The sequence below is a fragment of the Bacillus sp. AFS077874 genome (assembly GCF_002566505.1).
Lineage (GTDB): Bacteria > Bacillota > Bacilli > Bacillales > Bacillaceae_G > Gottfriedia.
Genome location: NZ_NUYF01000008.1, coordinates 135,422 through 162,111 on the forward strand (window position 1 = coordinate 135,422; position 26,690 = coordinate 162,111).

Below are 26,690 nucleotides of genomic sequence, written 5' to 3' on the forward strand. Positions count from 1 at the left end.
TGTTATGTGAAAATTTGTTAAATTTTGGAAACTCCTTACCAGTTATGGAAGTACTTACTTCTACACAGCTTTTTTAACAGTGCCAAATTTTTAAGAATAAAAATAGAAAAAGTACATAATCCTTTTTGTGTTCCATATTAATTTAAAGACCTGCAAATTCATTCGTGAATCTTTTCGGGAGTGATAAAAATATGGAGATTAATACTAGTGCTAGAGTATCTCTTTCAAAAAAAGTGTCCGAGGATGCAATGGTAGTAAACAACGGAATAAATGTATATGGAGTTTTTGATGGAGCAACACCAATTACTTCATTTAAGAATGCTGATGGCATGAATGGTGCATATATTGCTTCGAATTTATTTAGAAAGTATTTTGAATATCATTTTAGAGCTGAAATGACTTTATCAGAAGGAATTATTCAAGTAAATAGAAGACTGATGGATGAAATGAAGTCAAATAACATAGACATAAACCGTCCAGAGGAACTGTGGTCAACATGCGTTGCAATTATTAAATTTGATAAGCAAAGGATATCATTTGCCCAACTTGGGGATTGTATGATTTTAGCAGAAAACCATAATGGCCAAATAAATATCTTAACTAAAGATACAGTAAAGGATATTAGTAGAAGGGCAAAATTGAGACGGGAAAAGGAGCGGAAACAGGGGCTGATTTTACCAGATGAATCATACTACCAGTCTATTAAAAATCAACTTATTTATAATCGGACCATGGCTAATACAGTTGATGGTTACTCAGTTGCAAATGGAACTGAAGTTGTCGCAAACTACATTCAATTGGGATCGATTGATACAAAAAATTTAAAGTCGATTTTACTAATCAGTGATGGATTATTTCATCCGACGTTTGATTTGATCCATTCTTTTAAAGTAATTAAGGAGATTGGATTGGAGGAATATTCAAAACGATTAGAAATGGAAGAGTTGAAAAGTAAGATTCATTCTGATGATAAGACTGGGGTATATATTCGCTTTTAATTTTAGATGCTATTTTGGGTATCTTTTTTTATGTTTAAATATTGTAACAAATATAAAAGCAATACTTATTAAACTAATGTTAGTATACAGGTGTGAAAGGGTCACATAAATTATGATTCGAAAAATTAATAGAGAAGATGCTCGTTTTGTTGACTCATATAATGTTACAGGAAATGTTGACGAAGAGACTAATTTAGCAGCTATGGACTGGCAAGATTTTGAACATTTGATAAGAGAACTTTTTGAGAAAGAATTTAATAATACTGGTGGGGAAGTAAGAATTACACAAGCTAGCAAAGACGGTGGAGTTGATGCAGTTGCATTTGATCTCGATCCAATTAGAGGTGGCAAAATTGTTATACAAGCTAAGAGGTATACAAACGTAGTTGGTGTTTCAGCTGTACGAGATCTTTATGGTACAGTTATGAATGAAGGTGCAACGAAGGGAATTCTTGTTTCAACAGCAGATTATGGTCCAGATGCTTATACATTCGCCAAGGACAAACCACTTACTTTGCTAAATGGTAATAACCTTCTTCATTTGCTCCATAAACACGGGCATCAAGCGAAAATCGATTTAAAAGAAGCGAAAATTTTAAACAAAGGATAAGGAGAAAACTATATCCTTCAATAAAATATTTCGTAAAAGGTTATAACTATAGATGTGATAAAGTTTCTGAAATTAAATTAGGATTAACTCTCAAAATGTAAAAAAATATTGCACATTTGCTATATTTTTTTACACGTCCCTGTATTATTTTTCAGTTTTTAAAATTCAATAAAAATTAATAATAAAACCACCCCCTTGATAATCCTTAATTATCAAGGGTTTTTTTTCTGGAATAAAACGCTTTCAAATTTACTCCCCTCAAATATATATTGGCACAAATATTGCTTAATAAATCAATAAAACCCAATTTTATTAAGGAGTGACCAAATTTGACCCAAGAATTTCATCCCCTATTAAAAGGTGCAATAGAATTACATGTCCATAGCTCACCAAGCTTATTCCCAAGAAAACAAACAGACTGGGAACTAGTAGAAGATGTGAAGAAAGCTGGAATGGCAGGTGTAGTTTTAAAAGCTCATGAGGCACAAACTGCAGATCGTGCTACTCTTATTCGTGAAAAGGAACCAGGTTTACATGTGTACGGTGGTTTAGTGTGTAATTATTTTACTGGAGGTCTATCTCCTACAGCGGTAGATGCGGCGATTCGTTTAGGGGCTAAAGTTATTTGGATGCCTACTTTTTCAGCGGAGCAGCATCAGCGATTTTTTGGAAAGAAAAAATCGAATTTCTTCAATAGTAAACGTGCGTTGACTCATCCATCGGCTGGTATTGAGATTTGGGATGAGAATCGAAACATCTATCCAGAAGTTTATGAGATTTTAGAGTTAGTAGCGGAAGCGAATGTTATTCTAGCGACGGGACATTTGGAAGTGGAAGAGGTTCTTGCATTAGTCGAAGCAGCGAAGGAGAGAAAGGTAGAGAAAATTTTAATTCAACATACAGATTTAGGAATTGCGAGAGTTCCTTTTGAATACGAAAAACAGTTGGTTAAAAAAGGCTGCATTCTTGAAAAATGTTATTTAGCAAGTAGCGAAGATTTTAATGATATTAGTACGCAAGAAATGGCGGAGAGTATTAAACAATTAGGAGCTGAGTCATGTGTGATGGTGACGGACTACGGACAGCAACATAATATTCCGCCAATTAAGGCATTAAGTAATTTTATTGAGGATATGTTGAGACATGGAATTACTGAAGAGGAAATCTTGACGATGGTAAATTACAATCCTAAAAAGCTGTTAGGGATTTAGAAAGGGAGAATTGAATTGGATGAAATGATTGTTAAAGAAATTGAACAATTTATCCCGTCTGATCGGATACTGACCGACCTGGCAGAGTTATATTCTTATAGTTATGATGCTTCATTTGGTGAGTATTTACCTGAGTTAGCGATTCAACCTGAAAATGCTGAGCAAATTAGTGAAATTATGAAAATAGCAAACAAGTATCGTATTCCTGTTTATCCAAGAGGTTCGGCGACTTCCTTAAGCGGAGGACCTTTGCCTGTTGAAGGCGGTATTGTTTTAGATATGACTAGAATGAATCGAAAGCTAATAATAGACCGTGAGAATCTATTAGCAATCGTATCTCCAGGAATCACGACAGGAGAAATTCATCACAAAGCGGAAGAGGTAGGATTGTTTTATGCGCCTGATCCAAGTAGCTCGAAAATATCGACGATCGGCGGGAATATTTCGGAAAACTCGAGTGGACCAAAAGGGCTAAAATATGGAACAACTAAGGAATATGTCATTGGCCTAGAAATAGTTACACCAGAAGGAAAAATCGTTCGAACAGGTGGGAAAACAGTAAAAAACGTGACAGGATATGATTTAACTAGATTAATAGTAGGCTCTGAAGGGACTTTGGCGATCGTTACGGAGGCGACTTTAAGGTTAATTCCAAAACCACTTGCACGGAAAACTTTACTAGCGACATTTAGTAGATTAGTTGATTCAGGTTATGCCATTACGAAAATTCTATCATCTGGTATTTTACCTGCTGCAATGGAATTAATGGATAACGCATGTATAAGAGCAGTTGAAAATTTCAGTCCATGTGGGCTTCCGGTTGATGCCGAGGCACTTGTCATTATTGAAGTAGATGGGCATCCTTTGGCGATTGAAGAAGAAATTGAAGTATGTGAAGAGCTTTGCTGGAGCGTTGGTGCAACGAGTGTTCGAACGGCTAAAACAGATGAAGAAAGGGATGACATTTGGAAAGCACGCCGAATGGTATCTCCTGCGATCACACAAATGGGACCGACTAAAATTTCAGAAGATGCGACAGTTCCTCGAAGCCAAATCCCAGCTATGATGGAAAAACTGGATCATATTCGTAGGAAATATGAACTCAATTTAGTTGTATTTGGTCATGCGGGTGATGGGAACTTACATCCGAATATTATTACAGATAAACGAAATATAGCTGAAATGAAACGAGTGGAAGATGCGGTTAGTGAGATTTTTGAAGCAGCAGTATCACTAGGTGGTACACTTTCAGGTGAGCACGGAATTGGTACGTTGAAGGCACCTTATATGGAGATGGAGCTTGGAATAGATGGTCTTGATTTAATGAAAAAAATTAAACTTGCTTGGGACCCTAACCAAATCCTAAACCCCGGAAAGATTTTTCCAAAAGCTGGGCAAACAAAGGTGGTGCTCGTTTAGTATGAATCCTCCACCTTTAAAGGAATTAGTAAAGTCGATCGAAGTCGAACCTAAAAAAGGTCATCGATTATTTGATTTAGCATATGAAGCGACTAATCAGTGTATCCAGTGTGGTTATTGTTTACCCGCCTGTCCGACTTATGAATCAATGGGGAAAGAATCGGCTTCTCCTAGAGGAAGAATTAATCTCGTCAAAATGGCGGCTGAAGGTAAAATCGATGTTTCCAAGCATTTGGCGGAACCAATTGATCTATGCTTAGGATGTCGGGCTTGTGAAACGGCCTGTCCTGTAAGTGTTCCTTATGGGCATATTCTAGAATCAGCAAAAGAGGTCATTGCTGAGGAACAAATGAAAAAGAATGAGAAAACGAAGAATGATAGGGTAAAACAATTATTATTATCACAAGTATTTCCATATCCAAAACGCATGAGATTCTTAGGTAATTTAACGTGGTTTTATCAAAAATCTGGAATGAGAACAATCGTGAAAAAGACGAAAATTCTATCCAAGATTTCAGAACCAATGGCTCAATTTGAAAGCGTTCTACCGGTTATCGAATCTCCATTTAAACGTAATAAGTATGGTACCGTCATACCTGCAAAAGGAGAAACGAAAACAAGGGTCGCGTTTTTTACAGGATGTATATCTGATGCCATCTTAAATCGAACAAATCGATTAACGATTGAGCTACTAACTTTAGTTGGATGCGAGGTTATTATTCCAGAATCCCAAAATTGCTGTGGAGCTCTTCATGCACACCAAGGGATGACTGATCAGGCTAAAGAGATGGCGAAAAAGAATATTATTGCTTTTGAGGAAGCAAATGCGACGTATTTTATTAATAATGCTGGGGGTTGCGGAGCTCAGTTAAAAGAATACGACCATCTTTTAAGAAATGAGGAAGAGTGGGCAGAGCGTGCTAAGAGCTTTGCTTTGGCTTCCAAAGATATAAGTGAAATACTTGTAGAATACGGACCACTTCCATTTAAGCAAGAATGGAAAGGTGTCATTACGTACCAAGATTCTTGTCATTTACGAAATGTTCAAGAAGTCCAACAGGAACCAAGAAAATTATTACGTTCAATTCCTGGAGCTGACTTTGTTGAATTATCATGCAGTGATAGCTGTTGTGCATCAGGTGGTATTTATAATCTTTTACACTTTGAAGAATCAATGAAAATTCTAGATCGAAAAATGGAAAATGTAGAAAAGACGAAAGCAGCAACAGTAGTCACCACCAATCCAGGGTGCTTACTGCAAATGCGAGTTGGGATTGAAAGAAAGGGCTGTAGTTCTCATGTTCAAGGAGTACATTTAGTAGATGTACTGGCTGAAGCATGCGGAATTTCTTAAAAGTTTGATTGAAAAGGAGAGTTATATGAAAGTAGGAATTGCCCAAGTTGCACCTGTTTTTGGAGATATTGAAGCGAATTTATCAGAAATGATTAGTCTTATGGAGAAATATCAGGGCAAAACTGATTTACTAGTTTTTCCAGAGTTATCGTTAACTGGGTATGATCTAAAAGGTCAATTATTTGATGTTGCATTAACAACGGATTCAAATGAAATAAAGAAGGTTTGCCGAGCATCCAGAGAATTTGGCATGAGTGTAGTTTTCGGTTTTGTAGAAGAAGGCCTAGGAGATCAAATTTATAATTCGGCAATGATGATTCAAAATGGTCAGGTCACTTCCATTCAACGAAAAGTTTATCCGGCTAATTATGGAATTTTTGAAGAAGGTAAATATTTTTCAAAAGGAAAGAAAGTAAATACACAAAAAATCAATTCCTTTAATTCTGTGATGTTAATTTGTAATGATTTATGGCAACCGTCGTTACCTCATATTGCAGCCCACCATCATACTTCATTATTAATTGGATTAATAAATAGTCCAGCTGGTGGCCTTGGCAGTCAGTATTCTAGCTCAGAAGGTTGGGAATCGGTAGGAAAGTTTTATGCTAGTATTTATGGCTGTTATGTAGTATTAGTAAATCGAGTTGGGGAGGAGAACGGAATTTCATTTTATGGAAATTCGAAAGTTTTCAATCCATATGGCAAAATAATTGCTCAATGTCCCTACGGAGAACCATCAGTTCAAATATGTGAAATCGATTCGAGTTTAGTTAGAGAAGTAAGAACGTTGCTTCCTGTTATAAGAGATGAGGATACTCATGTAACGATGAAGCATTATCAAGAAATTGCCGAGTTGCAGTTTCGATGAAAAGGAAATGCCCTCCTTTTAGGTAGAGAGGGCATTTTGTTTTTCTCTAATAATAATTTACACGAATTTTCTAAAAATATATAATGAAATAGAGAACTTCCAATGGAGGTAACAAACTTGAAACAATTATTGCAATCTAGAATTACGAAAAGATATGTTCTACTTACATTTATTGTAGTTTTTACCTCATTAGCCTCCATTTATTATATAACGACGAATGTATTGAACAATTCGGTCCGGTCTGAGATAAAGTACCGGAATCAATTAATGAGTAAGACAATTGCTACGAAGACAAGTTTCATGATCGATAAAATGATAAATGATACCCGTGTGATAACCGAATTCGCAAAGAAGGAAAATACGCTTTCCTATCAGGGAGAAATGAATCATGTCGTCTCTAAAAATCCACTCTATTTATTTATTGATGTGCTCGATCAAAACGGATATTCAATCACGACAATCCCAAATGTTAATAATTCATATACGGTTGAAATAAATAGTATTGTTAAACGATTAGAATGGAGTAAAACCTTCTACATTTCAAATCTCTTAACCTTAGATGATGGAAGGAAAACGTTTGCGGTTGCGTATCCAATTCTTGACGAAAAATTAAATTATCATGGAGCGGTTATTGCTTATGTGAATTTGAGTACGTTATCAGACTATCTTTCAGAGGGCAAGATTGGTTCAAAAGGTATCAATCTCTTAATCGATCGTAAAGGAACAATTATATCTGATACAACTGAAAAGAATATTGGTGAGTCATTATCGAATCATCATTTAGGAAAAGAACTTAGTAAATATCGAAGTGGTATTTGGGAGGGAAAATTATTCAAAAAAGAAATGCTAATTTCCTACAAGCCAATGACTCTAGGGGGAATGGGTTTGATGATCGGTGAATCGATTGATCAGGCGCTTGCTCCAGCAAATCAAGTGCAAGTACTTTTACTGCAAGGCTTTTTTGTTGTTCTTTTACTAACATTTCTATTAACGATGTTTGGTGCATTTCGAATTATTAAACCTGTCACTTTATTAACGAAACAAGCTAAGGAATATTCTGAAGGAAAAAGGGATAATTTTGAGATTCTTCATACAGGGGACGAGCTTGAGAACCTAGCAACAACGATGGGGAATATGGCGACTGAGCTTAAAAATAAAGAGAGATATTTATTTAATATAGTAGAATCAATCCCATACGGAATTATCACGATGGATAATGAAGGAAGAATCGTAACCTTTAATAAAGGAGCCGAAGAATTGTCGGGTCATTCTAGAGAGGAAGTTACTGGTAAGTATATTATTGACGTGCCTTTTAAAAAGAATGAAGACGAATTTTTAGCATGGAAAACGATTAAAGAAGGTACTGAAATTAACGAGATGGAAAGTCATATTTATGACAAATTTGGCAATAAGCGTGACGTCCGTATATATTCTTCATACTTTAGTGATGAATGGAAAAATACGATTGGTTCCATTTTAATTTTAAGGGATGTTAGTGATTATAAAAAAATGGAAGAGTTTGTAAAGCAAAGTGAAAAGCTTGCTTCATTAGGGCAATTAACTGCAGGGATCGCACATGAAATTAAAAATCCGTTAAGCATTATACAAGCTGCAGCGGAAGCCATTCAATTAGACCTAACTGATCCTACTTTTGTAGAGGAAATGTCTGATGATATTTTAGAAACTACGGATCGATTGAATAAAATATTATCTGAATTCTTAAAATTATCAAAAGGTGAGATTAAAGAAGATTGGGAAAAGGTAGATGTAGTAGCTGTCATTGATGAGCTTCTTAATCTATTAAAAAATAAATTGATCGAACAAAGGATTTCCGTTTCAAAGATATTCCAAACGGAAGAAGCTTTCGTATTCGCTTCGCAAGGGAAGCTAAGCCAAGTATTCTTAAACATTATTATTAATAGCTTACATGCAATGGAAGATGGTGGAAGCCTATCGATCAACCTTTCAGAGTCTGGTAATTTTTGGACTATCGAAATTAAAGATACAGGGGTCGGGATTCCAGAGTCGGAAATCAACTGGATTTTTGATCCATTTTATACAACGAAAAAGGAAGGTACAGGACTCGGGTTATCAATCGCCCATGAAATTACAACGCAATTTGGTGGAGAAATTTATGCACAATCAGATGTGGGAGGAACAATATTTACTATAAAACTCCCAAAATTTGTATAGGAAAGGAGAGTAATAGATTAATGAAAAATATTTTACTGGTAGACGATGAATCAAAAATTTTAAAAATCTTAAAATCCTCGCTTTCTAAACAGGGGTATACCGTTTATACGGCAGCGAATGGACAAGAAGCTCGGAAAAAAATGGCTGAAGTTTCCGCGAGTTTAGTCTTTTTAGATGTGAAACTCCCTGATGTATCAGGACTAGAGCTTTTACAAGAATTTATTGGACTATATCCTAATAAGGTATACATTATGATGACGGCTTTTGGAAACGTTGACAATGCAGTTACGGCAATGAAGGCTGGCGCATTTGACTACATGGTAAAACCAGTTAAATTAACCGAATTAGTCGTTGTAATTGAAAAGGCATTCGAATGGCTTGGGGTAAAAGAGGAAAATAAACTACTTAAAGAACAACTTCAACAATCAGAAATTTATGGAGAAATTGTAACAAGTAGTCCTCAGATGAAAAACATCATTAACTTAGTAGAACGGGTTTCCGATACGGAAGCTAATATTATGATTCAAGGAGAAAGCGGAACTGGAAAAACAAAAATCGCTAAAATGATTCATAATCTAAGTGGCAGAAAACAAGCGCCATTTGTTCCGGTAAACTGTGCAGCAATTCCAGAATCATTATTGGAAAGTGAATTATTTGGTCACGAAAAAGGCTCATTCACAGGGGCTGTCGCCAGCAGAAAAGGAAAATTTGAAGCAGCGGATAGAGGGACCATTTTTTTAGATGAAATTGGTGAGATTTCACCTGCTTTTCAAGCAAAGCTTCTTCAAGTCACACAGGATAAGACGTTTATGAGAGTCGGTAGCGATCTGCTTAGAACTGTCGACGTTCGAATTATTTGTGCAACGAATCGGGATCTAAAGAAATTAGTAGAAGAAGGCAAGTTCCGAGAAGATTTATATTATCGATTAAATATCGTTGACCTATATATACCACCATTACGGGAGAGGAAGTTAGACATTCCACTCTTAGTAGAAAAATTTCTAGATAAGTATCGAAACAAGCATCAAAAAAATTATCAAGCTAACAGAGAATTATTAAATTATTTAATGAACTATCATTGGCAAGGAAATGTACGTGAACTAGAAAATGCAATTGAAAGGGCAGTCGTTTTATGTAACGGCGAAACACTTGTAATTGATGACTTTCCAAGAGAAATACGTGAAATGAAGAATGAAAGTTTAATTGAATCAGTGAATGACGATCTCCCTTTACCAGAAATTTTAGATCAAATCGAGAGAAAGTACATTTTAAAAGCTCTTGATGACTCGCTTGGTCAGCCTGCAAAAGCAGCAAGAAAGCTTGGGATATCTAGACAAAGTCTTTTATATAAGATGAATAAATATTTTTCAGAGAAAGTTTAGTTGGGGCTGATTTGAAGGGTTTATTGACCTTTTGAATCAGTTTTTTTGCACTTATAGTACTAGATATCATTCAAATTAATGCTTAGGTGGTCTTTCTGCTGAGTGGAATTCGGATGATTGGTTCTAAAAGACCCTGGACTATAATTTCGATTATTGAATATTCATAATTGAATGGGGTTGTCCCTATCTTTTATGTTAAAATAAATATATTAGAAATTTAACGGAAGTAGGTGTATTTATGGCGAATGACTTTCAATTAATAAATGAATTAAAGCAACAATTAGATAGTAAGCGACCAATCCCTACAGCTGTACTTAAGAATATGCGAGATGTGTATTTAATTGAATGGACATACAATTCAAATGCTATTGAAGGAAATACTTTAACTCTATTAGAAACGAAGATTGTAATTGAAGAAGGTCTAACAATAGGTGGTAAACGGTTAAAAGAACATTTTGAAGCAGTCAACCATGTGGAAGCTATTGAATACGTAGAGGATATTGTCGCAAAGAAAGAAGAATTAAACCATTATACACTGAAAAACATTCACAGCCTTGTATTAAAAAATATAGATAATGAAAACGCGGGAAAGTATAGGCAAAACAATGTAAGGATATCAGGTAGTGAACATCGTCCTCCAGAACATATATTTGTCCAACAAGAAATGGATAATCTAATGCATTGGTATGAGGTAAGTAAAGATATTTTGCATCCTGTTGAACTTGCTGCATTATTACATTTTAAATTTGTTTATATTCATCCATTCACCGATGGGAACGGAAGAACAGCGCGCTTGCTGATGAATTTTATTTTAATGCAACATGGATATCCTCCAGCAATTATTAAAGCAGATCCAGTTAAACGTATTCAATATTATGAAGCTTTAGAGCTTGCTAGTATGACAGGCAATACAGATAATTTTGTGAAATTGGTTATAGATGGCGTTGAGGATAATCTAAAAGAATATTTAAGTATGTTTTGAATTTAGAGCAATCAGATAATTAGGTGCTAAATGAATTAGTTAAAACAAAAGGATCAACAGTTTAGTTGATTCTTTTTTATGTTCTATTTTAAGAAATAAACAGTTATATACATATAGAAAATCAGAAAAAAGGATGTGTTTAATTGTTCAATTTTATTAAAGTAACCCATGAACATATTGAGCAAGTAATAAGATTACGTTTGAAGCTCTTAAATGAATTGGGAGAATTGAAGTCTCTTGAAGAAGAGAAACTGATCGAAACTTCAACTAGGGAATATTTAAATACTGCACTTTCAAAAAATGAATTTATATCCTTTATGGGAGAAAATAACGGAGTACCAGTAAGTATTAGTGGGATGGTCTTATTTAAAAGACCACCATATTTAGAGAATTTGCAAGGGATTGAAGCTTATATACTAAATATGTACACAGTGAATGAATTTCGTGGTAATGGATTAGCTAGAAGATTGCTTGAAAAATGTATTGATGAATGTAAAAAAAATGGAGTTAAGCGAGTTTGGTTGCACGCTTCTGAGGATGGACGGCCACTATATAAAAAAATGGGTTTTACTAAAAAAGATAGTGAAATGGAATTGTTTTTATAAAGAGTTTTATTCAACATAATGGCAGGATAGTTGCATAAGAAAAGAAGGAAATAATGTTCATTTAAAGTATAATTAATTGTTGTTTATATCTATTGATTTATTGAAAAACTATTCACCAAATGGTAGTTTTTAATTTAAAATTAGGAGTATAGAAATGTCATTCATAAAAGATCCTGAATTAATATTTAGTATTAATGAAAGACCTCAATTTATTGATGATTTGAATGGATTAGATGTTACTTTAACAGAGTTAGTGATTCGTGGTAAAACAAAGAATCTTCATAAACTAAAACTTTTTACTGGATTAGAAAAATTATGGATATATACAGTTAATCAAAAGGAATTTGAGGTTATTTTGGAATTAGTTGATCCTAAAATGCTTTATATTTATGAACTGAGAGTAGAGGATTTATCATTAATTAGTAATTTAAAAAAAGTTGAGATTCTATCTCTTTCTTGGAATACTAAAGCAAAAAGTTTATGGGATATCACTAAAAACCCATTACTAAAAAGTTTATTTATTGAAGATTTCTCAAAATTAAGTAACTTAAGTTCATTAAATAATAATCTAGAGTTGGAGTACTTGAATTTATCCAGTGGTATGTGGAATTCTTTGAAATTAGATAACCTTAATGATCTTAGTAAACTTAATAATCTTAAATACCTTTGTTTATCAAACATTAAAACAAATGATGAATCATTAGAACCGGTTGCATTTCTAAAAAATCTACAAATATTAGAAATTTCAAATCAGTTTCCAACGGAAGAATATGCAAGGCTATCTGTTCTATTACCTAATACTAAATGTGATTATTTTAAGCCCTATATAGTTTTAGAAGATCCCATTGACGATAAAGATATTATGGTTATAGGAAAAAGAAAACCTTTTTTAAATTCAAAAAATGATGCAAAGAGAATTCAAAAATATAAAGATCAATTTGAAGATTCTCAAATTAAATATAGAAAATAAGGTTTTCCTTATAAAATAGCGGGTTTGTCGTTACCCAACTAACGCATAAGTTAGTTGAAGAAGAGTTCCTTATGGCTGTCTTATTAGACAACCTCTTTTTTAGTTCAAAAATCAACATTTTAATTTAACAGAACCAAAGTAAAAAAAGGAATTTTTTCTATAATAGTAGATGAAGTAAATGGCAAGATTGTTCAAACAGTTTAGTAGTCTAAATTCCCCCTACTTTGGTGCACACAGGTGATTCGTTTTTTGAATTGTACTACTTTTTCGTGCTAGAATGAATACAACTTCAATTGAAAGAAAATATAAGTGTATATACTCTTATTCGAGGAGAATTTATGAATTTCGAGCAAATGGAATATATCGTAAAAGTTGCAAGCGAGAAATCAATTATTAAGGCTGCAGAAAAATTGCATATTACAAGTTCAGGTCTAAGTCAATCGATCTCCCAATTAGAGCATGAAATGGGAATAAGTATTTTTACACGTTCAAGGAAAGGAACATTTCCAACAGAAGAAGGAAAGATTTTAATAAATAGAGCTAGTGAAGTCTTAGAAATTATTAGTAAGCTTAATGAAGAGCTGTATGATTATAAAAATAATAAAAAGATTCATTTGAAAATAGTAGCTGCTCCTACTTTTGCAGCAGTACTTCTACGAGCAATGAACAGAATTAAAGATGAACATCCGAATGTAACGATTGAAATCGAGGAAAAAGATCCACCACTAATAATGGAAACAATTAAACACACTGAATATGATTTTTGCTTTTTCCCACAAGATTTAGAGATATTAGAGAGTGAAAAAAATATTAACTATGAATTAATTCGGACTGATCATGTTCACGTTATTGTAGGAAAAAACTCCCCACTTTATCATCTTGACTACGTAACAAAAGCTGATGTATTAGAAATGGATACAGCTTGCTATTCAATCTATTCTGATTATTATTATTCTAAGTTAATTAAAGAAAATAAAAATAAAATAAGAGTAACAACAAACAGTATGAATATTCTTACAGAGGCTGTTAGAGAACATAATGTGTTTGTGTATTCTCATGAGTCAGGCGCTAAATTTCATCCGTACATACTAAGTGGAAACTTAAGATCTATTCCTTACAAAGAAAATAATGAATATGTTGTAAAGGATTTATGGGTAATCTATCCAAAAAACAAAAAGCTTTCTAATATAGGTAAAAAATTTATAGAAATCGTTAAAGAAATAGCCACTCAATGATGAGCGGTTATTTTTTTGTTTAAGAATCCTTTTTAGTCTACTATGTTCTAATAGTTTAGCTGAATTAGGATAAACGTCCTAATTATAAATTGGAAAAATTTGTTAAAATTATGATTAGGGCAAATCAGCTCAAATAATTGGAACCAAGGAGAAACTATGCAGAACAGAAACGTAGAACTTGTGGAATTAAATGCAGAAAATTGGTATGAATGCTGTTTATTAGAGGTATCTGAAGATCAAAAGAGTCACATTGAAACGAATGCAATCTCGATTGCTCAATCGAAATTTGAATCTTCACTAAAGCCATATGCTATTCATTTTGAAGGTAAAGCGGTTGGATTTTTAATGTTTAATACTACTGAAGAAAAACTAGATGGCTATTGGATATATAGAATAATGGTAGATAAGAATTTTCAACAAAAAGGACTTGGTAAAATTGCAACTCAATTAATGATCGATGAAATGAGTAAACTACCAAATGCCAAAAGAATTGTTGTAGGATATCACCCTGAAAACTTAGGCGCACATAATTTATATTCAAGTTTAGGATTTATTGATCATGGCGATCGATTTGGTAAAGAAATGGCAGTAGTGTTAGATATTTAGCATCTATGAATATTCCTAAAGATCCACTGAGTAAAATACATCGATAAACGTAAAGAAGGGATAGCAATTAAGCTATCCCTTAAATTCTAAATGTTGTCTGTTTTTATTGAGTGTCTTCATCCATTTTGTACTCCAAAATATCACCTGGCTGACAATCCAATGTCTTACAGATCGCTTCTAATGTTGAAAAACGAACCGCTTTTGCTTTACCATTTTTCAGAATGGAAAGATTCGCCATCGTAATTCCAACTCTTTCTGAAAGCTCCGTTACACTCATTTTTCGTTTTGCTAACATCACATCAATATTAATAATTATTGCCATACCATCCACCTCAGACCGTTAAATCATTTTCTGATTTTATGTTAATCGCTTCTTGTAGAAGCTGTTGGAGGATAGCAGCAAAAACGGCGATAACTAACGAAGCAAATATGATGATCAGTCCTAAAAATCCAATAGGAGGGTCAACTTTCTTCGCTATAAAACGAAAGAGCGGAGTAGCTAATATATATATACCACTGATTGCAATCGCACAGTACTTTATGTTCTTTAATGCCTTTACAGATAATTCCGAGAACGCAGTGTTGTCGTCAATGTACCTTAAAAGATTGAAAGCCTGATAAAGAGCAAAATAAAAAGGCAAGGCAGCTCCATACATCACGATGAAAACGAGATATTTCATTGCGGCAATATTTGGATACAAATTTGAAGAGAAATTCGCAAATTTTGGTACCAAAAATATACATAAAGAAAGCACTGCAATTCCAGCGAGAATAATAATTGCCTTTAAGAACGTAGTTGAACCTCTTTTAACATTCATATTAAATACCTCACTTATTTAATGACAATATGAATTTAACATATTATTTATCGTTTTACAATAAATTTCTGTTGTTATTTATTATATTATTATTGAATATCCTCTTAATTTTGACAAAAAGAAAAAGCACTTCTCATACAAGAAATGCTTTTTCGTATTGTTAAATGTATTTTACTTATTTGCAGCGTTTATAACTTTAAGAGATTGATTAATTGCCGATGTGCATTTATTCGCATCTGGAGTTGAAGTACGAGCTGCTGCTAATACAACGTCAATCGTACCATCAATCTTAGTCCATGAAGTACTATCTATTTTTCTAAGTTTAGCCTCTGAAGTATCCCAATTGTGTTCTAAACTGTCAGCATCTTTTTTAGCTAAATTAAAGTTCTTTGAATTCACATCCGACAACATTTTATTTTCTATTTTTGCAAAATCTGTTAAGTGACCAGATAATGTTGTTTCAGTAGAAGCTGCATTTGATGATAATTTAAAATAACCACCAATACCAACTGCTAAGAAAATACACAGTGCTAATATTGTTTGTGTCATTATATTATTTTTACGGCTATTTTCATCTGTTTTTTCAATAGATAATGAAATATCAATTTTTGTAACAGCAAGGAAAACAATGATCGCTAAAATTGCGACTAGAAAAATGATACTTGTACTTGTTGTTCCTAAACCTAAACCACCATTCACTTTTGGTTGTGATAAATAATCTCCTAGTGATGCCCCAAGTGGACGTGTAAGAATGTACGCAATCCAGAACCCTAACATTCCATCAAGTTTTAAAAACTTCCAAGCTAAGAATACACAAAGTATGATCACAATAACCGTTACACCAGTTTTAAAATACCCTAGTCCAAGTTGCTCAGAATATAAATCTCCAACAGCTGTACCTAGTGCAAATGTAAAAAGAATCGCTAACCAATAAAATGTTTCTCTTTTTCTTGTGAAAATTGAATGGATCGAAAGTGTTTTTTCACTAAGGAACCAAAAAAGAAACGTTAATGCAAGCAGCACTGAGAATACAATCGTACTTGTTTCAAGCGGTACGCCAATAGCGTCAGTCAAATTATCAGTTACCAATGTTCCGAATACACTTATTAGAACAACAGTGATCCAATAAATACTTGGAACATATTTCTTTGCTTTGAATTGGAAAAATAAAGAGATAAAAAATGCTACACCCATAAGCACAGTAGTAAGTCCTAATCCCAAACCTAGGTTAAAATTTAAAAAATCAGCAAATGTTTCACCAACAGTTGTACATAGAACTTTAATAATCCAGAAAAAGATTGTAACTTCCGGTACCTTGTTAAGCAGAGTATTTATTTTATTTTGTTTTGTCTCCATAAATGAATTCCTTTCTATGTGATATTAAAGTACATTTCTATAATCACACATAATAATGAAAGGAAAATGAAAAACAGGGGAATTGAACAATTTATTTTTGCAGCTTGATCACTTCTAAATGATTGATTTTAAAGTACAACAAAAAGGAGTAGGTAAATTCATACTCCTTTTTTATTGAATATATAAAGATTACTTTGCTTTGTTAAAATCCTGTGTGGCTTCTTTGTTCATGCCTTTTTTCAGATAAGCATTTCCGCGGTCACTGTAAGCAAGTTTAAAGTGAGGATTCAATTCAATTGACTTGCTGAAATCGGAAATGGCCAGATCGTACATTTGCTTATAGTAATAGGCAAGCCCGCGGTCGTCATATACGAGGTAATCTTTTGAATTCAAATTAATGGCCTTGTTGAAATCGGCAATGGCCAGATCGTACATCTGTTTACTGAGATAGGCATACCCACGGTTGTCATATACTTGGTAATCTTTTGAGTTCAAATCAATGGCTTTGCTGTAATCAGAAATGGCCTGATCATACATCTGCTTGCTTTGATAGGCAAGCCCGCGATCGTTATATACGAGGTAATCTTTTTGATTCAAATCGATGGCCTTGTTGTAATCAGCAATGGCTTGGTCGAACATCTTCATATTATAATAGGCAAGCCCACGGTTGTCATATACCTGATAATCTTTTTGATTCAAATCAATGGCTTTGTTGAAATCGGCAATGGCCTGTTTATACATTTGCTTATTGTAATAGGCATTTCCGCGGTCGTTATATACGAGGTAATCCTTTTGATTCAAATCAATGGCCTTGTTGTAATCGGTAATGGCCTGATCATACATCTGCCTATTATAATAGGCAAGCCCACGGTTGCCATATACCTGATAGTCTTTTTGATTCAAATTAATGGCCTTGTTGTAATTGGAGATGGCCTGTAGATACATTTGCTTATCGTTATAAACAAGTCCAAGGTTGTTATATGTCAGGTAGTATTTTGAATTCAAATCAATGGCCTTATTGAAATCGGCAATGGCCTGATCATACATCTGCTGATAGTAATAGGCAAGCCCGCGGTTGGTATAGGCTATATATTGTTTCGGATCTAATTCTATTGCTTTGTCAAAAGTAGAAATAGCCTCATCGTACATTTGTTTATCCAGATAGACAAGCCCAAGGTTACTATATGATGTTGCATAATCAGGTTTTAATTTTATCGACTCATTTAAGTCAGAAATAGCTTGATCATACATCTGCATATTGTAGTAGGCAAGCCCCCGGTTGCTGTATGGCTTATATTCTTTCGGATTCAATTCAATTGCCTTATTGTAATCAGAAATGGCTTGATTGTACATTTTTTTGTGATTATATGCCAGTCCGCGATTGTTATAAGCTTCCCACATTTTGGGATTATTTTTTATTGCCCTGTTTAAATGAGCAATAGCCTCGTCATACTTCCCATGTTGTTCTTCTTTATAGCCTTTATTATTGTAATAATCTGCCAGATAGCTACATCCGCCTAAAACCAGGCCAAAAGTTAATATTAAGATTAGTTTTAAAAATGATTTTATTGCACTCACCTCTTTCATTGAATTTATTAATTCGAACAAAAGAATTGCTTATAAATGCAAGATGATGCCCTTAAGAAAAACAGCCTTCTCCTTATAATTTTGTATTCATTAGAATCGCCGTTTTGATTATATGCTTTTTATTGCATTACTAAGCTAGTTACTTAGTCTCAAAAACGAATTGGATTTTCATATAAAGAAGAATCATGGGATAATAAGATTTTTCAACTCTTTAAGTCTTAGATTAGATCCATTGGAAATAGTATTATTAGGCTGAGGATACTCTGGAGGGATGAACTATATGAAGCGTTATTTCAGTTGGGAAGATGAATATACTAAAGGCACTATATATATTGAAGTAGAAAATGGCTATGCAATCAAACAAATTGCAGTTTCACAAAACAAGTACATAGCGTCAAACCGTAAAGACAAAGAACATCATCCATTAGTTTAACTGTAATTAGGTCTGTTTCGGCAGACTATTTTTTGTGGTTCAAACTTGTTTTGGAATAAAAAGGAATAAATTAATGCATATCGAATGTATTAATGAATTGCCTTCAAAATAATCTATTTAAAGTAATATATAAACCGTAAAAAGGTGGAATGAATTTGAGAAATCTTGTGTGTGCTTTGTATATTTTAGTTGGACTTTTATTTGTCTATATGACATATTTTAATACTTTTACTGGTCCTCATTTTTTCAGGGTTTTAGGATGGGGGTTATTCAGTATAGGTTTGCTATATCAATTATTTCCTAATTTCTATAAAAATTTTATAGCATTTATTGATTCATTTAATATTGATGAGAGCAAAGAAAACGGGGAAGAGAAACCTGTTACTAAAAATTAATTAACAATAGTTGTTTTAATCGCTAATTGGTGTTTAGACTCATTTTTTAAAATGTACGAACACTTGAAGATTAACGAATGTAGGTGATTTTCTTGAAAAAGGTCATTGTTTCTTGCATACTTCTCGTTTTTTTAGTTGCTATTGGTGTTTATTATTACATTCCAAAGAATGTAAATGAGTCCATAAAGGGTGTTGAATATCAATTGGATTCCGGTCATGATCAAGTAAATCCTGTGACGATAAAAATAAAGGGCAAACTTCATCATTCTTTATTAGGAAAAAGAAAGTTTGTAGGGCTAATCGATGTAAAAGGTGCTAATTATCCTAATCCAAATAAAGATCGTAAATTAGAAATAGCATTTGATCAAAATGGCATGGGGACAATTGAATATGGTTACTTTAAAAATGGACATCCAAAAATCGATAGCTATGGTATTCTCTTTGCTAACAAAGATTTTAACAAAGTGACGATCGGTGAACTTAGAGAAGATCATAATTTATTTATGCGTAACGGATGGTTATAAAACTAACGCACTGCTTTAGCTAAACAACACGATCTGCTGAAAAGTCGTTTTTTTTATGGAGTAAAACGAAAGGTTTGTTGAAGAAGGATATTTTCTATTTTAAGCGAATTGTAATTTCAAACAAACCCTACACTAATACATGTATTGCAGGAGGTATGAAATATGAAGATCAATAGAATAGATCATGTGAGTATAAACGTAAATGATCTTTCGGAGGCTAAAGCGTTTTTTCTTGATCTTGGACTTGAAGTGAAAGCTGAATGGGAACTGGATGGAGAACTGTTAGACAGAATAGTTGGGCTTAATGATGTTAAAACGGCATGTGTAGGATTGGGGATGCCAGATGGTCAGGCATGGATTGAGTTAGTCAAATTTTATACGCCGTCAGATGAAAGAGATATTCAACAACCTTTTGCGAATACACTAGGTATCCGACATATTTGCTTTGCTGTTGAAGATATTGAAGCTATTATTGCAAAACTGAAAAAGAAAGGCACTGAAATTTTTAGCGAAATACAGCAATATGAAGAAAGCTATAAGTTATGCTACGTTCGAGGCCCAGAAGGAATTATTTTAGAGTTGGCTGAGGAAATCAAATAAATAAAAACGATCGGGTAGAATATAAGAAAAGGATTTAAGAAGAAAAATATCTTCTAAAAAATAAAAACAGTTAGTAATTCTTTTTTTATAATAAGAAAACTAATATAACTCAGTACATAGGAGGATTTTATGAGAAATGTGATTTTATTTTTACATTCTTCTTTAGATGGCTTTGTAGAAGGACCAAAGGGTGAAATGGATATTGGATGGGTATCTTACAATGAAGAATTAGTAAAGCATGCTAGAGAAATTTTAAGTACAGTAGACACCGTGTTATGGGGAAGAGGAACATATCAAATGATGGAAAATTATTGGACATCAGTACCTTCTAACCCTGAAGCATCAGAATATGAAATTGAACATGCTAAATGGATTGAGGAGACATCAAAAGTTGTATTTTCTACGACACTTGAAAAAGCTGAATGGAATAATACAAAATTAGTAAAAGAAAATATTGAAGAAGAAATTAAAAACATAAAAAAACAGCCAGGTAAAGATATTATTATTTTAGGTAGCCCAAGGTTTGCACATGCTCTTATGGAACTTGATTTAATTGATGTAATAAAAATTACGATTTCACCAGTTATTATAGGAAATGGTCTACCTTTATTTAAGGCCTCGGAATTTAAACGCAACCTTACACTTGTCGAAAACAAAACATTTAATTCTGGTGCAATTGGCCTTACGTATAATATTTTAAAATCATAATTTATAAAATATGAAAACTTGTGCAACTAATGCAAACATTAGTTGTTTTTTATTGGACAAACTGGCAGCATACTTCAATTTTCGTAAGATGAATTGGTAAATATGAATATAAAAACAATTTTAAAATTATTCCTGGATAAAATGAATAAGCCCCTAGTTTCCAAAACAATTGAACACTAGGGGTTTCATATTAAATTTTGATAAAGGCAAAATTTAATATACTATACTCTATACTTGGGGTAAGAAAAATAACTTTTCAGAGAGTTATTTAAAAAAATTCGTGCCTTATTTTTTGAGAGTGTTATTAATTAATAGAATAAACTTTTAGAAAATCTATTTTTTCTTATTATTTTTATCATTTCTTTGAAAATTTATAACTAAATTCTTATTATTTTTATTAATTTCAACCAGTTCAGATTTTATTTGGATAAGCTCATTGGATATTTTTTCCAATATCTCACTAGTCATTGGCAACTCTAAATTTTCTTTTTTTTGAGTGGATTTTGGTAATGAAATTGAATTAGACTGATTGGTCTTTCCTAGATCCTGTACAGATTTCATTAGCGAATCATCTTTAAAAAGATTTTGTGCCATCCTCATAATTGAACTCATATCTATAGTAGTTTCATTTCCCTTAAGATTATTTGCTAGTTTCATAATACTTTCCTTATTTAAATCATTATTATTATTCATTTAAAAAGCCCACCTTTATATAATTTGAAAAAAATTTAATTTTCCTAAAAATAACCTAGAAGATTATTAAAATTTATAAAAATCTTCTAGGTGTTTTGCCTTCATTTAGAAGGGCTTGTCCTTACTTTTCGTGCAATTGATTAGCAGCATCCAAGTGTTGCACAGATAGCAGCTAAAATTGGTTCTTGATCAACACCAAGTAATGATGCTAAAAGCAATGCAACCAAAAGCACTACTACAACAAGAAAAGTTGCAAGATTGAATGACATTTTTTTTCCCCCTTTTATCGAAATATGAATTAAATGATATCCCTATCGGACTATCATATTTTATAAATATGCTTAATAGGATAAGCTTGTACATGGCTAAAACCTATTTATATTATTGGTATTTTTTTACATTTATTACTATTTTTACAAATCTATCTTTCTAGTAAAAGTTTGATAGTTTTAGAACTAATTCATGCACTAGTTGAAAAGTAAAATCGGAATAGATGAAAATGGCTAGCACAGTATAATGGTAATTGGGATATGGGATTTGGATGATTTTGTTAGGATATTTAAAAGGATCTGGTATAATAGTTAACTTATCTAAAACGGGATTGAAATAAAAATCTGAATATAATTTAAATTGAAAACTTTGAATTTAATTCAAATACTTTCTGGTAAATGAGTTTTTGGTCTAGGTTGTGGAATTTGGAGTAAAGAAGAATTAATAAAACGGTGTGATTCAGTAATTGAAACAAGTGATATTTCCCTTATGAAATATTAGAAGCATCATTAATATACAATGTAAAAATTGATGATATTGAAGCTAAATTATCCGAACTAAGTAGATATAATAGAGTATGGTAGGTAGGATTGTTCAATAAAAATGGAAGTATTAAACTCATAATTAAATAGCCATTTCTGTAGTTACCTCATACTCTAAGATGAATTATAATGATTTTTAAAATATGTAAATTAAAAAATTCCCCCTCTTCCCTTTAAATCTACAAAGGGCAAATGAAAATAACCTCGTTTAATTTCTTTCTATTTTCCTTTTTAACCAAAACGGACTATACAAAATGTAAAAGCTCACAATCATCACCAATTCTGCCGATAGAAGATACCATGGCCAAGGACCTAGATAATTTAATAGAGAAGTATCTTCGGGCTTTTTCATGAGATACATGAAGTTAGCTTTCAACAACTTATTAACGAAAAATACGCAAGCTGCATAAAGGTTAACAATGAGAATGGTCACCCACATTGATTTTAAGGTCGGTCGATATTTGCTGGCCACCACCATAATCAAACAGGCAAGCACCACTCCTCCGTGCGAAACAAAAAACTCGAAATATCGAAAATGCGGAAAAGAATAATGGCCAAGATCAGGTGTCATAATAGCTTGAATCGAACTCGCTAAACCAGCAAAATACATGAATTGAAACACTCTATAGCTATTTGTCAGAAGCATTATAATTCCCAGAATGACAGTAATATCACTTAGTTCAAGTGGCAAAGCCGTTTTAAGCGACCAAGCATTCTCATACACAAGCCATATATGATAAAAAATCTCAGAAGCCAATAAAAGAAATGCTAAAGAGAAACGAAAAAGCCGTTTTTTCCCCGAGTCCTGAATCTGCTTTCTAAAGATAAATAGAAGAACACCGAGAATCAAAATAATTCCGATTGTGATTAGATGATCTAATGAAAAAAGGCGAAACGGACTCAAGTTTGAATGAAATTGAAAAAATCTTTCCAACATTATTACCCCATTATCTGATTTGTATTTAGGATTGAATATTGTTAGTTTAGGGCAAATTCTGCCAGACTATACAGGAGTTAACGATTCAATTGCCAAATTGGTGCACTTTGCAAGTATATTTAAAGGATTTCTTATAAAAATGATAGTTTCATAGATTTGTGTACAAGCAGTTTTTTCTCTTTTTACATATTATTTATGGATGTCCCTAATTGATATTATTAATAGAAATGAAGAAATTAATTGACTAACAACTTTGAAGAAAATTTCTTAGAAGTAAGTTCATCCGAAGAGTGTGGTGAGAATGAAGGATGGGATGTGATAAAATAGTGAAGGCAATTACAACTGGTGTATTTCACGTGCCCGTTGATAACCAAGCGCCAGATAGCAATGATATGATCAATATCTATTTCAAAAATCCGAGTTCAAAAACACTTTAAGCTAATTTCCTAGTAGAATTTTCCCCTCCTGGAGTACCTCCTGGCGTTCAAAATCCTGAAATTTCGTCCCCACCATTTGGTAACTGGACAGTAAAAGTTCTCCCTCACCATACACTGCTCATCGTTGTCACTGGTCCATCTGCTCCTCCAGCTTTCGGAATATGGCGTTTTTCATTTTGGGGCGATATTGGTCGCAAAGAAAAGAAAAACCAACTTAGTGTGGAAGTAATAGCTGGGAGAATATTTGACGCTATATCGGATTTGGCTTTTAACAATGCAGGTGCGACTTTCCCCCATGCGTTGTTTGTTGATGCAGAAATTGAAGTAACCGGACCATCAATCCCAGTCCCACCAGGCGGTATTATTACAGTCTTTTAAACGATTACGATATTAAGGTATACCTTACAGCTTCAAGAGAGATAGAAAACATGAAAGGAAGTTTCTTCGACGATAAGATGAAGATCGTTTCTTACCATGAAGAGCACGATAGAGAATTGAGGGATGAAAATATGAGCATTAGTGAAGCTCTTATTGTTAATTGAAGTGTAATGAGGTGTACCCCTTTGAATGGTTGGCTAACAGTTGTATTGATCGACTGTTTAGTCAACTATTTTATTAAGTAAATGGAATTTAATTCAATTAAATAGGATAATTTGCTTTGGAAAATAAAAAGAAATAATTGATAGAATTAAAGTGAATTAATTTAGATGTATTTTTGTTTACCCTATTTAAAGGAGGAAAAGGGATCAAATGAAACATTACTTAGAATTCACTGTAAATATAAAGCCAGTTCAAGTATCTCAAATTCTTTTAGAAGACACAGAATTAAAGTCTAATTTGATTTTTCAAGATTATAAAGTTGCTGAGGAGAAAGAAATTGCAATCCTAGTATTTCAAAAATACTTTTTTAGAAACGACAGTACAGCAACATTGACAGTTACTATTGATAACTTTAGTGGTGAGACGTATGTTAAGTGCATTTCCTCAGGTAATGGGGAAGGGATATTTGATATTGGTTGGGGAGCAGGGAAAAGTTTTATCAAACCAATCAGACTAAAGTTGGCAGCTAATCTATTGGAAGTAATTGAGGATAATTAATTTTGTGTGTTAGAGAAAATTACTGCAAAGTTAAAACAACCAAAGAGGTGAAAATGCATGGAGATTTCAATCCGAAATGCCAATCAAAAAGACTACGAGTCATTATTACCATTATTTAGACAAGTTCACGATTTGCACGTATTTGAACGACCAGACCTATACAAAGAGAACCCAACTCCAGTAGGTGAAGAGGAATTCAAAAGCCAACTAAAAGATGATAAGCAACATATCCTAGTGGCAACTCTAGGTACTGAAATAGTAGGCGTGGCAGTTTTGAAGGAAGAAGAAATACCCGAAAACTCTTTTGTTAATGCAAGGAAGATCTTACTTGTAAATAGTTTATGTGTTGATGACGCGAGTAGGAAAAAGGGGATTGGAAGAAAACTCATGCAATCTGTTATTGATTTCGCGAAAGAATTGAACGTTGATAGCATTGAACTGGGAGTTTCGGAGAGTAATCAAAATGCTATTAATTTTTATGAGGCAATTGGAATGGCAACAAAAAATAGAAAAATGGAGTTTCGATTAGGTTAAGCAAAGGAGATGTCAATACCGGTAACTCTATTTTTAGTTAATTAATCACGCCCTGAATTTTTTACATAAATCGTAGCAAGGATTGGATTCTGAACAAACAGAATGCAATCTTTTTTATTTACCTAAAATAGGAGTAGAGTTAGATAAAATTGAAAAATGGATCTGAAACGGTAGTGTAGCAGTAGGGTAGGAGGCAATTTAATTGCAGCTGGTAAAAAAGGGGATTATGATCAAGTTACAGATCATGCAATTCAATATATGGAAAAGGTACGCGCTGCGAAAAAAACTTTGCAGTTAGTATAAAATAAAAAATTGGAGGTCATTAAGATGCTAACAAATCTAAAAGAAACAGTAACATTACATAATGGAGTAAAAATGCCACGATTAGGCTTAGGCGTTTTCAAAGTTTCAGAAGGAGAAGAAGTTGTTGAATCCGTAAAAGCAGCAATCCGAAATGGTTATATCAGCATCGATACTGCTGCAATATATAAAAATGAAGAAGGCGTTGGTCAGGCCATTAAAGAATCTGGTATTGCTCGAGAAGAATTATTTGTAACGAGTAAAGTTTGGAACTCAGAACAAGGCTATGAAACTACTTTACAAGCTTTCGAAACGAGTCTAAATTTATTAGGGCTAGATTATTTAGATCTATATCTCATTCACTGGCCTGGTGTTGACAAATATAAAGATACTTGGAAGGCACTTGAAAAATTATACAAAGACGGTCGTGTCCGTGCAATTGGTGTAAGTAACTTCCAAATTCACCATTTACAAGACTTAATGAGTGACTGCGACATTAAACCAATGGTTAACCAAGTAGAGTTTCACCCACATTTAACTCAAAAAGAACTATTAGCTTTCTGTAAAAATGAAGGAATCCAAATGGAAGCATGGTCACCTTTAAAACAAGGTCAGCTTCTAGCGGAACCAGTGTTAACAAAGATTGCTCAAAAATATAATAAATCAGTAGCACAAGTCATCTTAAGATGGGACTTACAACATGATGTCGTAACAATTCCAAAATCAATCAAAGAAAACCGTATCATCGAAAACGCAAATATTTTTGACTTTGAATTAACACAAGAAGACATGGAAAACATAGATGCATTAAACCAAGATAGTCGAGCAGGTTCACATCCTGATACGATGAGAGTTGGGTTTTAAGTTAGTGAATTAAGGGAGTCTCGTTTGAGATTTCCCTGTTTTATTTTGGGCAATGAATAAGTCCAGAATTGTGATAGTAGAAAAACTAAGAGCCAAATAATTGGCTCTTTTTATCTATTAAGGAAGAATAGTACTGCATAAAATACCCTACTATTGAAGGA

At 33.2% G+C, this 26,690-nt stretch carries 29 protein-coding genes; 22 read left to right on the top strand and 7 right to left on the bottom strand.

Annotated elements, in window-relative coordinates; translation table 11 throughout:
- Nucleotides 1–191 precede the first annotated feature (191 nt).
- From COJ46_RS09545 to COJ46_RS09605, 13 genes are all read left to right on the top strand, one after another.
- Nucleotides 192–998 carry a protein phosphatase 2C domain-containing protein gene (locus COJ46_RS09545; protein ID WP_098565887.1) on the top strand — a complete coding sequence of 269 codons (807 nt, stop codon included), beginning with the start codon at nucleotides 192–194 and terminating at the stop codon, nucleotides 996–998.
- A 112-nt stretch (nucleotides 999–1,110) separates the two neighbouring features.
- Nucleotides 1,111–1,608 carry a restriction endonuclease gene (locus tag COJ46_RS09550; RefSeq protein WP_097978074.1) on the top strand — a complete coding sequence of 166 codons (498 nt, stop codon included), beginning with the start codon at nucleotides 1,111–1,113 and terminating at the stop codon, nucleotides 1,606–1,608.
- A gap of 329 nt (nucleotides 1,609–1,937) precedes the next feature.
- Nucleotides 1,938–2,819, top strand: coding sequence for a DUF6282 family protein (locus COJ46_RS09555; protein WP_098565888.1), 882 nt, complete (start codon nucleotides 1,938–1,940; stop codon nucleotides 2,817–2,819).
- Between the two features lie 24 nt (nucleotides 2,820–2,843).
- Complete coding sequence (locus tag COJ46_RS09560) at nucleotides 2,844–4,238, top strand: FAD-binding oxidoreductase (protein ID WP_098565900.1); 1,395 nt, start codon at nucleotides 2,844–2,846, stop codon at nucleotides 4,236–4,238.
- 1 nt (nucleotide 4,239) lies between these two features.
- Nucleotides 4,240–5,592, top strand: coding sequence for a (Fe-S)-binding protein (locus COJ46_RS09565; protein WP_098565889.1), 1,353 nt, complete (start codon nucleotides 4,240–4,242; stop codon nucleotides 5,590–5,592).
- A 25-nt stretch (nucleotides 5,593–5,617) separates the two neighbouring features.
- Nucleotides 5,618–6,460, top strand: coding sequence for a nitrilase-related carbon-nitrogen hydrolase (locus COJ46_RS09570; protein WP_176522620.1), 843 nt, complete (start codon nucleotides 5,618–5,620; stop codon nucleotides 6,458–6,460).
- Nucleotides 6,461–6,577: 117 nt separating this feature from the next.
- Nucleotides 6,578–8,653 (top strand): sensor histidine kinase, encoded by a 2,076-nt coding sequence (locus COJ46_RS09575; RefSeq protein ID WP_098565890.1) that lies wholly within the window; start codon nucleotides 6,578–6,580, stop codon nucleotides 8,651–8,653.
- A 20-nt stretch (nucleotides 8,654–8,673) separates the two neighbouring features.
- Nucleotides 8,674–10,035, top strand: coding sequence for a sigma-54-dependent transcriptional regulator (locus COJ46_RS09580; protein WP_097978069.1), 1,362 nt, complete (start codon nucleotides 8,674–8,676; stop codon nucleotides 10,033–10,035).
- 238 nt (nucleotides 10,036–10,273) lie between these two features.
- Complete coding sequence (locus COJ46_RS09585; protein ID WP_097978068.1) at nucleotides 10,274–11,017, top strand: Fic family protein; 744 nt, start codon at nucleotides 10,274–10,276, stop codon at nucleotides 11,015–11,017.
- A 143-nt stretch (nucleotides 11,018–11,160) separates the two neighbouring features.
- Complete coding sequence (locus COJ46_RS09590; RefSeq protein WP_097978067.1) at nucleotides 11,161–11,622, top strand: GNAT family N-acetyltransferase; 462 nt, start codon at nucleotides 11,161–11,163, stop codon at nucleotides 11,620–11,622.
- A gap of 154 nt (nucleotides 11,623–11,776) precedes the next feature.
- Entirely contained in the window at nucleotides 11,777–12,592 is an 816-nt protein-coding gene (locus COJ46_RS09595; protein ID WP_097978066.1) for an internalin, read from the top strand.
- Nucleotides 12,593–12,930: 338 nt separating this feature from the next.
- Complete coding sequence (locus COJ46_RS09600; RefSeq protein WP_097978065.1) at nucleotides 12,931–13,827, top strand: LysR family transcriptional regulator; 897 nt, start codon at nucleotides 12,931–12,933, stop codon at nucleotides 13,825–13,827.
- 156 nt (nucleotides 13,828–13,983) lie between these two features.
- The gene (locus COJ46_RS09605) at nucleotides 13,984–14,433 is read left to right on the top strand and encodes a GNAT family N-acetyltransferase (RefSeq protein ID WP_097978064.1); all 450 of its coding nucleotides are present in this window, start codon (nucleotides 13,984–13,986) and stop codon (nucleotides 14,431–14,433) included.
- Between the two features lie 103 nt (nucleotides 14,434–14,536).
- On the opposite strand, the gene COJ46_RS09610 is transcribed toward COJ46_RS09605, so the two are convergent.
- From COJ46_RS09610 to COJ46_RS09625, 4 genes are all read right to left on the bottom strand, one after another.
- The gene (locus tag COJ46_RS09610) at nucleotides 14,537–14,755 is read right to left on the bottom strand and encodes a helix-turn-helix domain-containing protein (protein ID WP_097978063.1); all 219 of its coding nucleotides are present in this window, start codon (nucleotides 14,753–14,755) and stop codon (nucleotides 14,537–14,539) included.
- A 10-nt stretch (nucleotides 14,756–14,765) separates the two neighbouring features.
- Nucleotides 14,766–15,251, bottom strand: a complete 486-nt coding sequence (locus COJ46_RS09615; RefSeq protein ID WP_097978062.1) for a DUF2975 domain-containing protein — start codon at nucleotides 15,249–15,251, stop codon at nucleotides 14,766–14,768.
- Nucleotides 15,252–15,422: 171 nt separating this feature from the next.
- On the bottom strand, nucleotides 15,423–16,607 hold the full coding sequence (locus tag COJ46_RS09620) for a COG4705 family protein (RefSeq protein WP_097978061.1): 1,185 nt from the start codon (nucleotides 16,605–16,607) through the stop codon (nucleotides 15,423–15,425).
- Between the two features lie 189 nt (nucleotides 16,608–16,796).
- Entirely contained in the window at nucleotides 16,797–18,194 is a 1,398-nt protein-coding gene (locus COJ46_RS09625; RefSeq protein WP_218008688.1) for a tetratricopeptide repeat protein, read from the bottom strand.
- A 280-nt stretch (nucleotides 18,195–18,474) separates the two neighbouring features.
- Between COJ46_RS09625 and COJ46_RS24455 the strand changes: the two genes are divergently transcribed.
- From COJ46_RS24455 to COJ46_RS09645, 5 genes are all read left to right on the top strand, one after another.
- Nucleotides 18,475–18,627, top strand: coding sequence for a hypothetical protein (locus COJ46_RS24455; protein ID WP_176522619.1), 153 nt, complete (start codon nucleotides 18,475–18,477; stop codon nucleotides 18,625–18,627).
- A 155-nt stretch (nucleotides 18,628–18,782) separates the two neighbouring features.
- A complete protein-coding gene (locus COJ46_RS09630; RefSeq protein WP_097978059.1) occupies nucleotides 18,783–19,022 on the top strand; it encodes a hypothetical protein in 240 nt (79 codons plus the stop codon).
- Between the two features lie 92 nt (nucleotides 19,023–19,114).
- Nucleotides 19,115–19,546 (top strand): hypothetical protein, encoded by a 432-nt coding sequence (locus COJ46_RS09635; RefSeq protein WP_098565892.1) that lies wholly within the window; start codon nucleotides 19,115–19,117, stop codon nucleotides 19,544–19,546.
- A 162-nt stretch (nucleotides 19,547–19,708) separates the two neighbouring features.
- Nucleotides 19,709–20,146, top strand: coding sequence for a VOC family protein (locus tag COJ46_RS09640; RefSeq protein WP_097978057.1), 438 nt, complete (start codon nucleotides 19,709–19,711; stop codon nucleotides 20,144–20,146).
- Between the two features lie 129 nt (nucleotides 20,147–20,275).
- Nucleotides 20,276–20,854 carry a dihydrofolate reductase family protein gene (locus COJ46_RS09645; RefSeq protein WP_097978056.1) on the top strand — a complete coding sequence of 193 codons (579 nt, stop codon included), beginning with the start codon at nucleotides 20,276–20,278 and terminating at the stop codon, nucleotides 20,852–20,854.
- Between the two features lie 333 nt (nucleotides 20,855–21,187).
- Here COJ46_RS09645 and COJ46_RS09650 read toward each other — a convergent pair whose 3' ends face one another.
- The 3 genes from COJ46_RS09650 to COJ46_RS09655 form a co-directional block, all read right to left on the bottom strand.
- A complete protein-coding gene (locus tag COJ46_RS09650; protein WP_097978055.1) occupies nucleotides 21,188–21,547 on the bottom strand; it encodes a hypothetical protein in 360 nt (119 codons plus the stop codon).
- Nucleotides 21,548–21,687: 140 nt separating this feature from the next.
- Nucleotides 21,688–21,816, bottom strand: a complete 129-nt coding sequence (locus COJ46_RS24960; protein ID WP_286133623.1) for a hypothetical protein — start codon at nucleotides 21,814–21,816, stop codon at nucleotides 21,688–21,690.
- 751 nt (nucleotides 21,817–22,567) lie between these two features.
- Complete coding sequence (locus COJ46_RS09655; RefSeq protein ID WP_286133622.1) at nucleotides 22,568–23,293, bottom strand: YwaF family protein; 726 nt, start codon at nucleotides 23,291–23,293, stop codon at nucleotides 22,568–22,570.
- Between the two features lie 311 nt (nucleotides 23,294–23,604).
- On the opposite strand from COJ46_RS09655, the gene COJ46_RS24965 reads away from it, so the two are divergent.
- The 4 genes from COJ46_RS24965 to COJ46_RS09670 all read left to right on the top strand — a co-directional run bounded on the left by COJ46_RS24965 (nucleotide 23,605) and on the right by COJ46_RS09670 (nucleotide 26,529).
- The gene (locus tag COJ46_RS24965) at nucleotides 23,605–23,733 is read left to right on the top strand and encodes a hypothetical protein (RefSeq protein ID WP_286133621.1); all 129 of its coding nucleotides are present in this window, start codon (nucleotides 23,605–23,607) and stop codon (nucleotides 23,731–23,733) included.
- Nucleotides 23,734–24,483: 750 nt separating this feature from the next.
- Nucleotides 24,484–24,831 (top strand): DUF6054 family protein, encoded by a 348-nt coding sequence (locus tag COJ46_RS09660; protein WP_097978053.1) that lies wholly within the window; start codon nucleotides 24,484–24,486, stop codon nucleotides 24,829–24,831.
- Nucleotides 24,832–24,888: 57 nt separating this feature from the next.
- Nucleotides 24,889–25,365 (top strand): GNAT family N-acetyltransferase, encoded by a 477-nt coding sequence (locus COJ46_RS09665; protein WP_097978052.1) that lies wholly within the window; start codon nucleotides 24,889–24,891, stop codon nucleotides 25,363–25,365.
- A 327-nt stretch (nucleotides 25,366–25,692) separates the two neighbouring features.
- Nucleotides 25,693–26,529: an aldo/keto reductase gene (locus COJ46_RS09670; RefSeq protein WP_097978051.1), complete on the top strand. Its 837-nt coding sequence runs from the start codon at nucleotides 25,693–25,695 to the stop codon at nucleotides 26,527–26,529.
- Nucleotides 26,530–26,690: the final 161 nt, after the last annotated feature.

Excerpts from the sequence above, each read along its gene's own strand:
- COJ46_RS09545 (WP_098565887.1), top strand. The coding sequence starts at position 192 with ATGGAGATTAATACTAGTGCTAGAGTATCTCTTTCAAAAAAAGTGTCC.
- COJ46_RS09550 (WP_097978074.1), top strand. The coding sequence starts at position 1,111 with ATGATTCGAAAAATTAATAGAGAAGATGCTCGTTTTGTTGACTCATAT.
- COJ46_RS09560 (WP_098565900.1), top strand. The coding sequence starts at position 2,844 with ATGATTGTTAAAGAAATTGAACAATTTATCCCGTCTGATCGGATACTG.
- COJ46_RS09565 (WP_098565889.1), top strand. The coding sequence starts at position 4,240 with ATGAATCCTCCACCTTTAAAGGAATTAGTAAAGTCGATCGAAGTCGAA.
- COJ46_RS09570 (WP_176522620.1), top strand. The coding sequence starts at position 5,618 with ATGAAAGTAGGAATTGCCCAAGTTGCACCTGTTTTTGGAGATATTGAA.
- COJ46_RS09580 (WP_097978069.1), top strand. The coding sequence starts at position 8,674 with ATGAAAAATATTTTACTGGTAGACGATGAATCAAAAATTTTAAAAATC.
- COJ46_RS09585 (WP_097978068.1), top strand. The coding sequence starts at position 10,274 with ATGGCGAATGACTTTCAATTAATAAATGAATTAAAGCAACAATTAGAT.
- COJ46_RS09595 (WP_097978066.1), top strand. The coding sequence starts at position 11,777 with ATGTCATTCATAAAAGATCCTGAATTAATATTTAGTATTAATGAAAGA.
- COJ46_RS09600 (WP_097978065.1), top strand. The coding sequence starts at position 12,931 with ATGAATTTCGAGCAAATGGAATATATCGTAAAAGTTGCAAGCGAGAAA.
- COJ46_RS09605 (WP_097978064.1), top strand. The coding sequence starts at position 13,984 with ATGCAGAACAGAAACGTAGAACTTGTGGAATTAAATGCAGAAAATTGG.
- COJ46_RS09610 (WP_097978063.1), bottom strand. The coding sequence starts at position 14,755 with ATGGCAATAATTATTAATATTGATGTGATGTTAGCAAAACGAAAAATG.
- COJ46_RS09615 (WP_097978062.1), bottom strand. The coding sequence starts at position 15,251 with ATGAATGTTAAAAGAGGTTCAACTACGTTCTTAAAGGCAATTATTATT.
- COJ46_RS09620 (WP_097978061.1), bottom strand. The coding sequence starts at position 16,607 with ATGGAGACAAAACAAAATAAAATAAATACTCTGCTTAACAAGGTACCG.
- COJ46_RS09625 (WP_218008688.1), bottom strand. The coding sequence starts at position 18,194 with ATGAAAGAGGTGAGTGCAATAAAATCATTTTTAAAACTAATCTTAATA.
- COJ46_RS24455 (WP_176522619.1), top strand. The coding sequence starts at position 18,475 with ATGAAGCGTTATTTCAGTTGGGAAGATGAATATACTAAAGGCACTATA.
- COJ46_RS09640 (WP_097978057.1), top strand. The coding sequence starts at position 19,709 with ATGAAGATCAATAGAATAGATCATGTGAGTATAAACGTAAATGATCTT.
- COJ46_RS09645 (WP_097978056.1), top strand. The coding sequence starts at position 20,276 with ATGAGAAATGTGATTTTATTTTTACATTCTTCTTTAGATGGCTTTGTA.
- COJ46_RS09650 (WP_097978055.1), bottom strand. The coding sequence starts at position 21,547 with ATGAATAATAATAATGATTTAAATAAGGAAAGTATTATGAAACTAGCA.
- COJ46_RS24960 (WP_286133623.1), bottom strand. The coding sequence starts at position 21,816 with ATGTCATTCAATCTTGCAACTTTTCTTGTTGTAGTAGTGCTTTTGGTT.
- COJ46_RS24965 (WP_286133621.1), top strand. The coding sequence starts at position 23,605 with ATGGGATGTGATAAAATAGTGAAGGCAATTACAACTGGTGTATTTCAC.
- COJ46_RS09660 (WP_097978053.1), top strand. The coding sequence starts at position 24,484 with ATGAAACATTACTTAGAATTCACTGTAAATATAAAGCCAGTTCAAGTA.
- COJ46_RS09665 (WP_097978052.1), top strand. The coding sequence starts at position 24,889 with ATGGAGATTTCAATCCGAAATGCCAATCAAAAAGACTACGAGTCATTA.
- COJ46_RS09670 (WP_097978051.1), top strand. The coding sequence starts at position 25,693 with ATGCTAACAAATCTAAAAGAAACAGTAACATTACATAATGGAGTAAAA.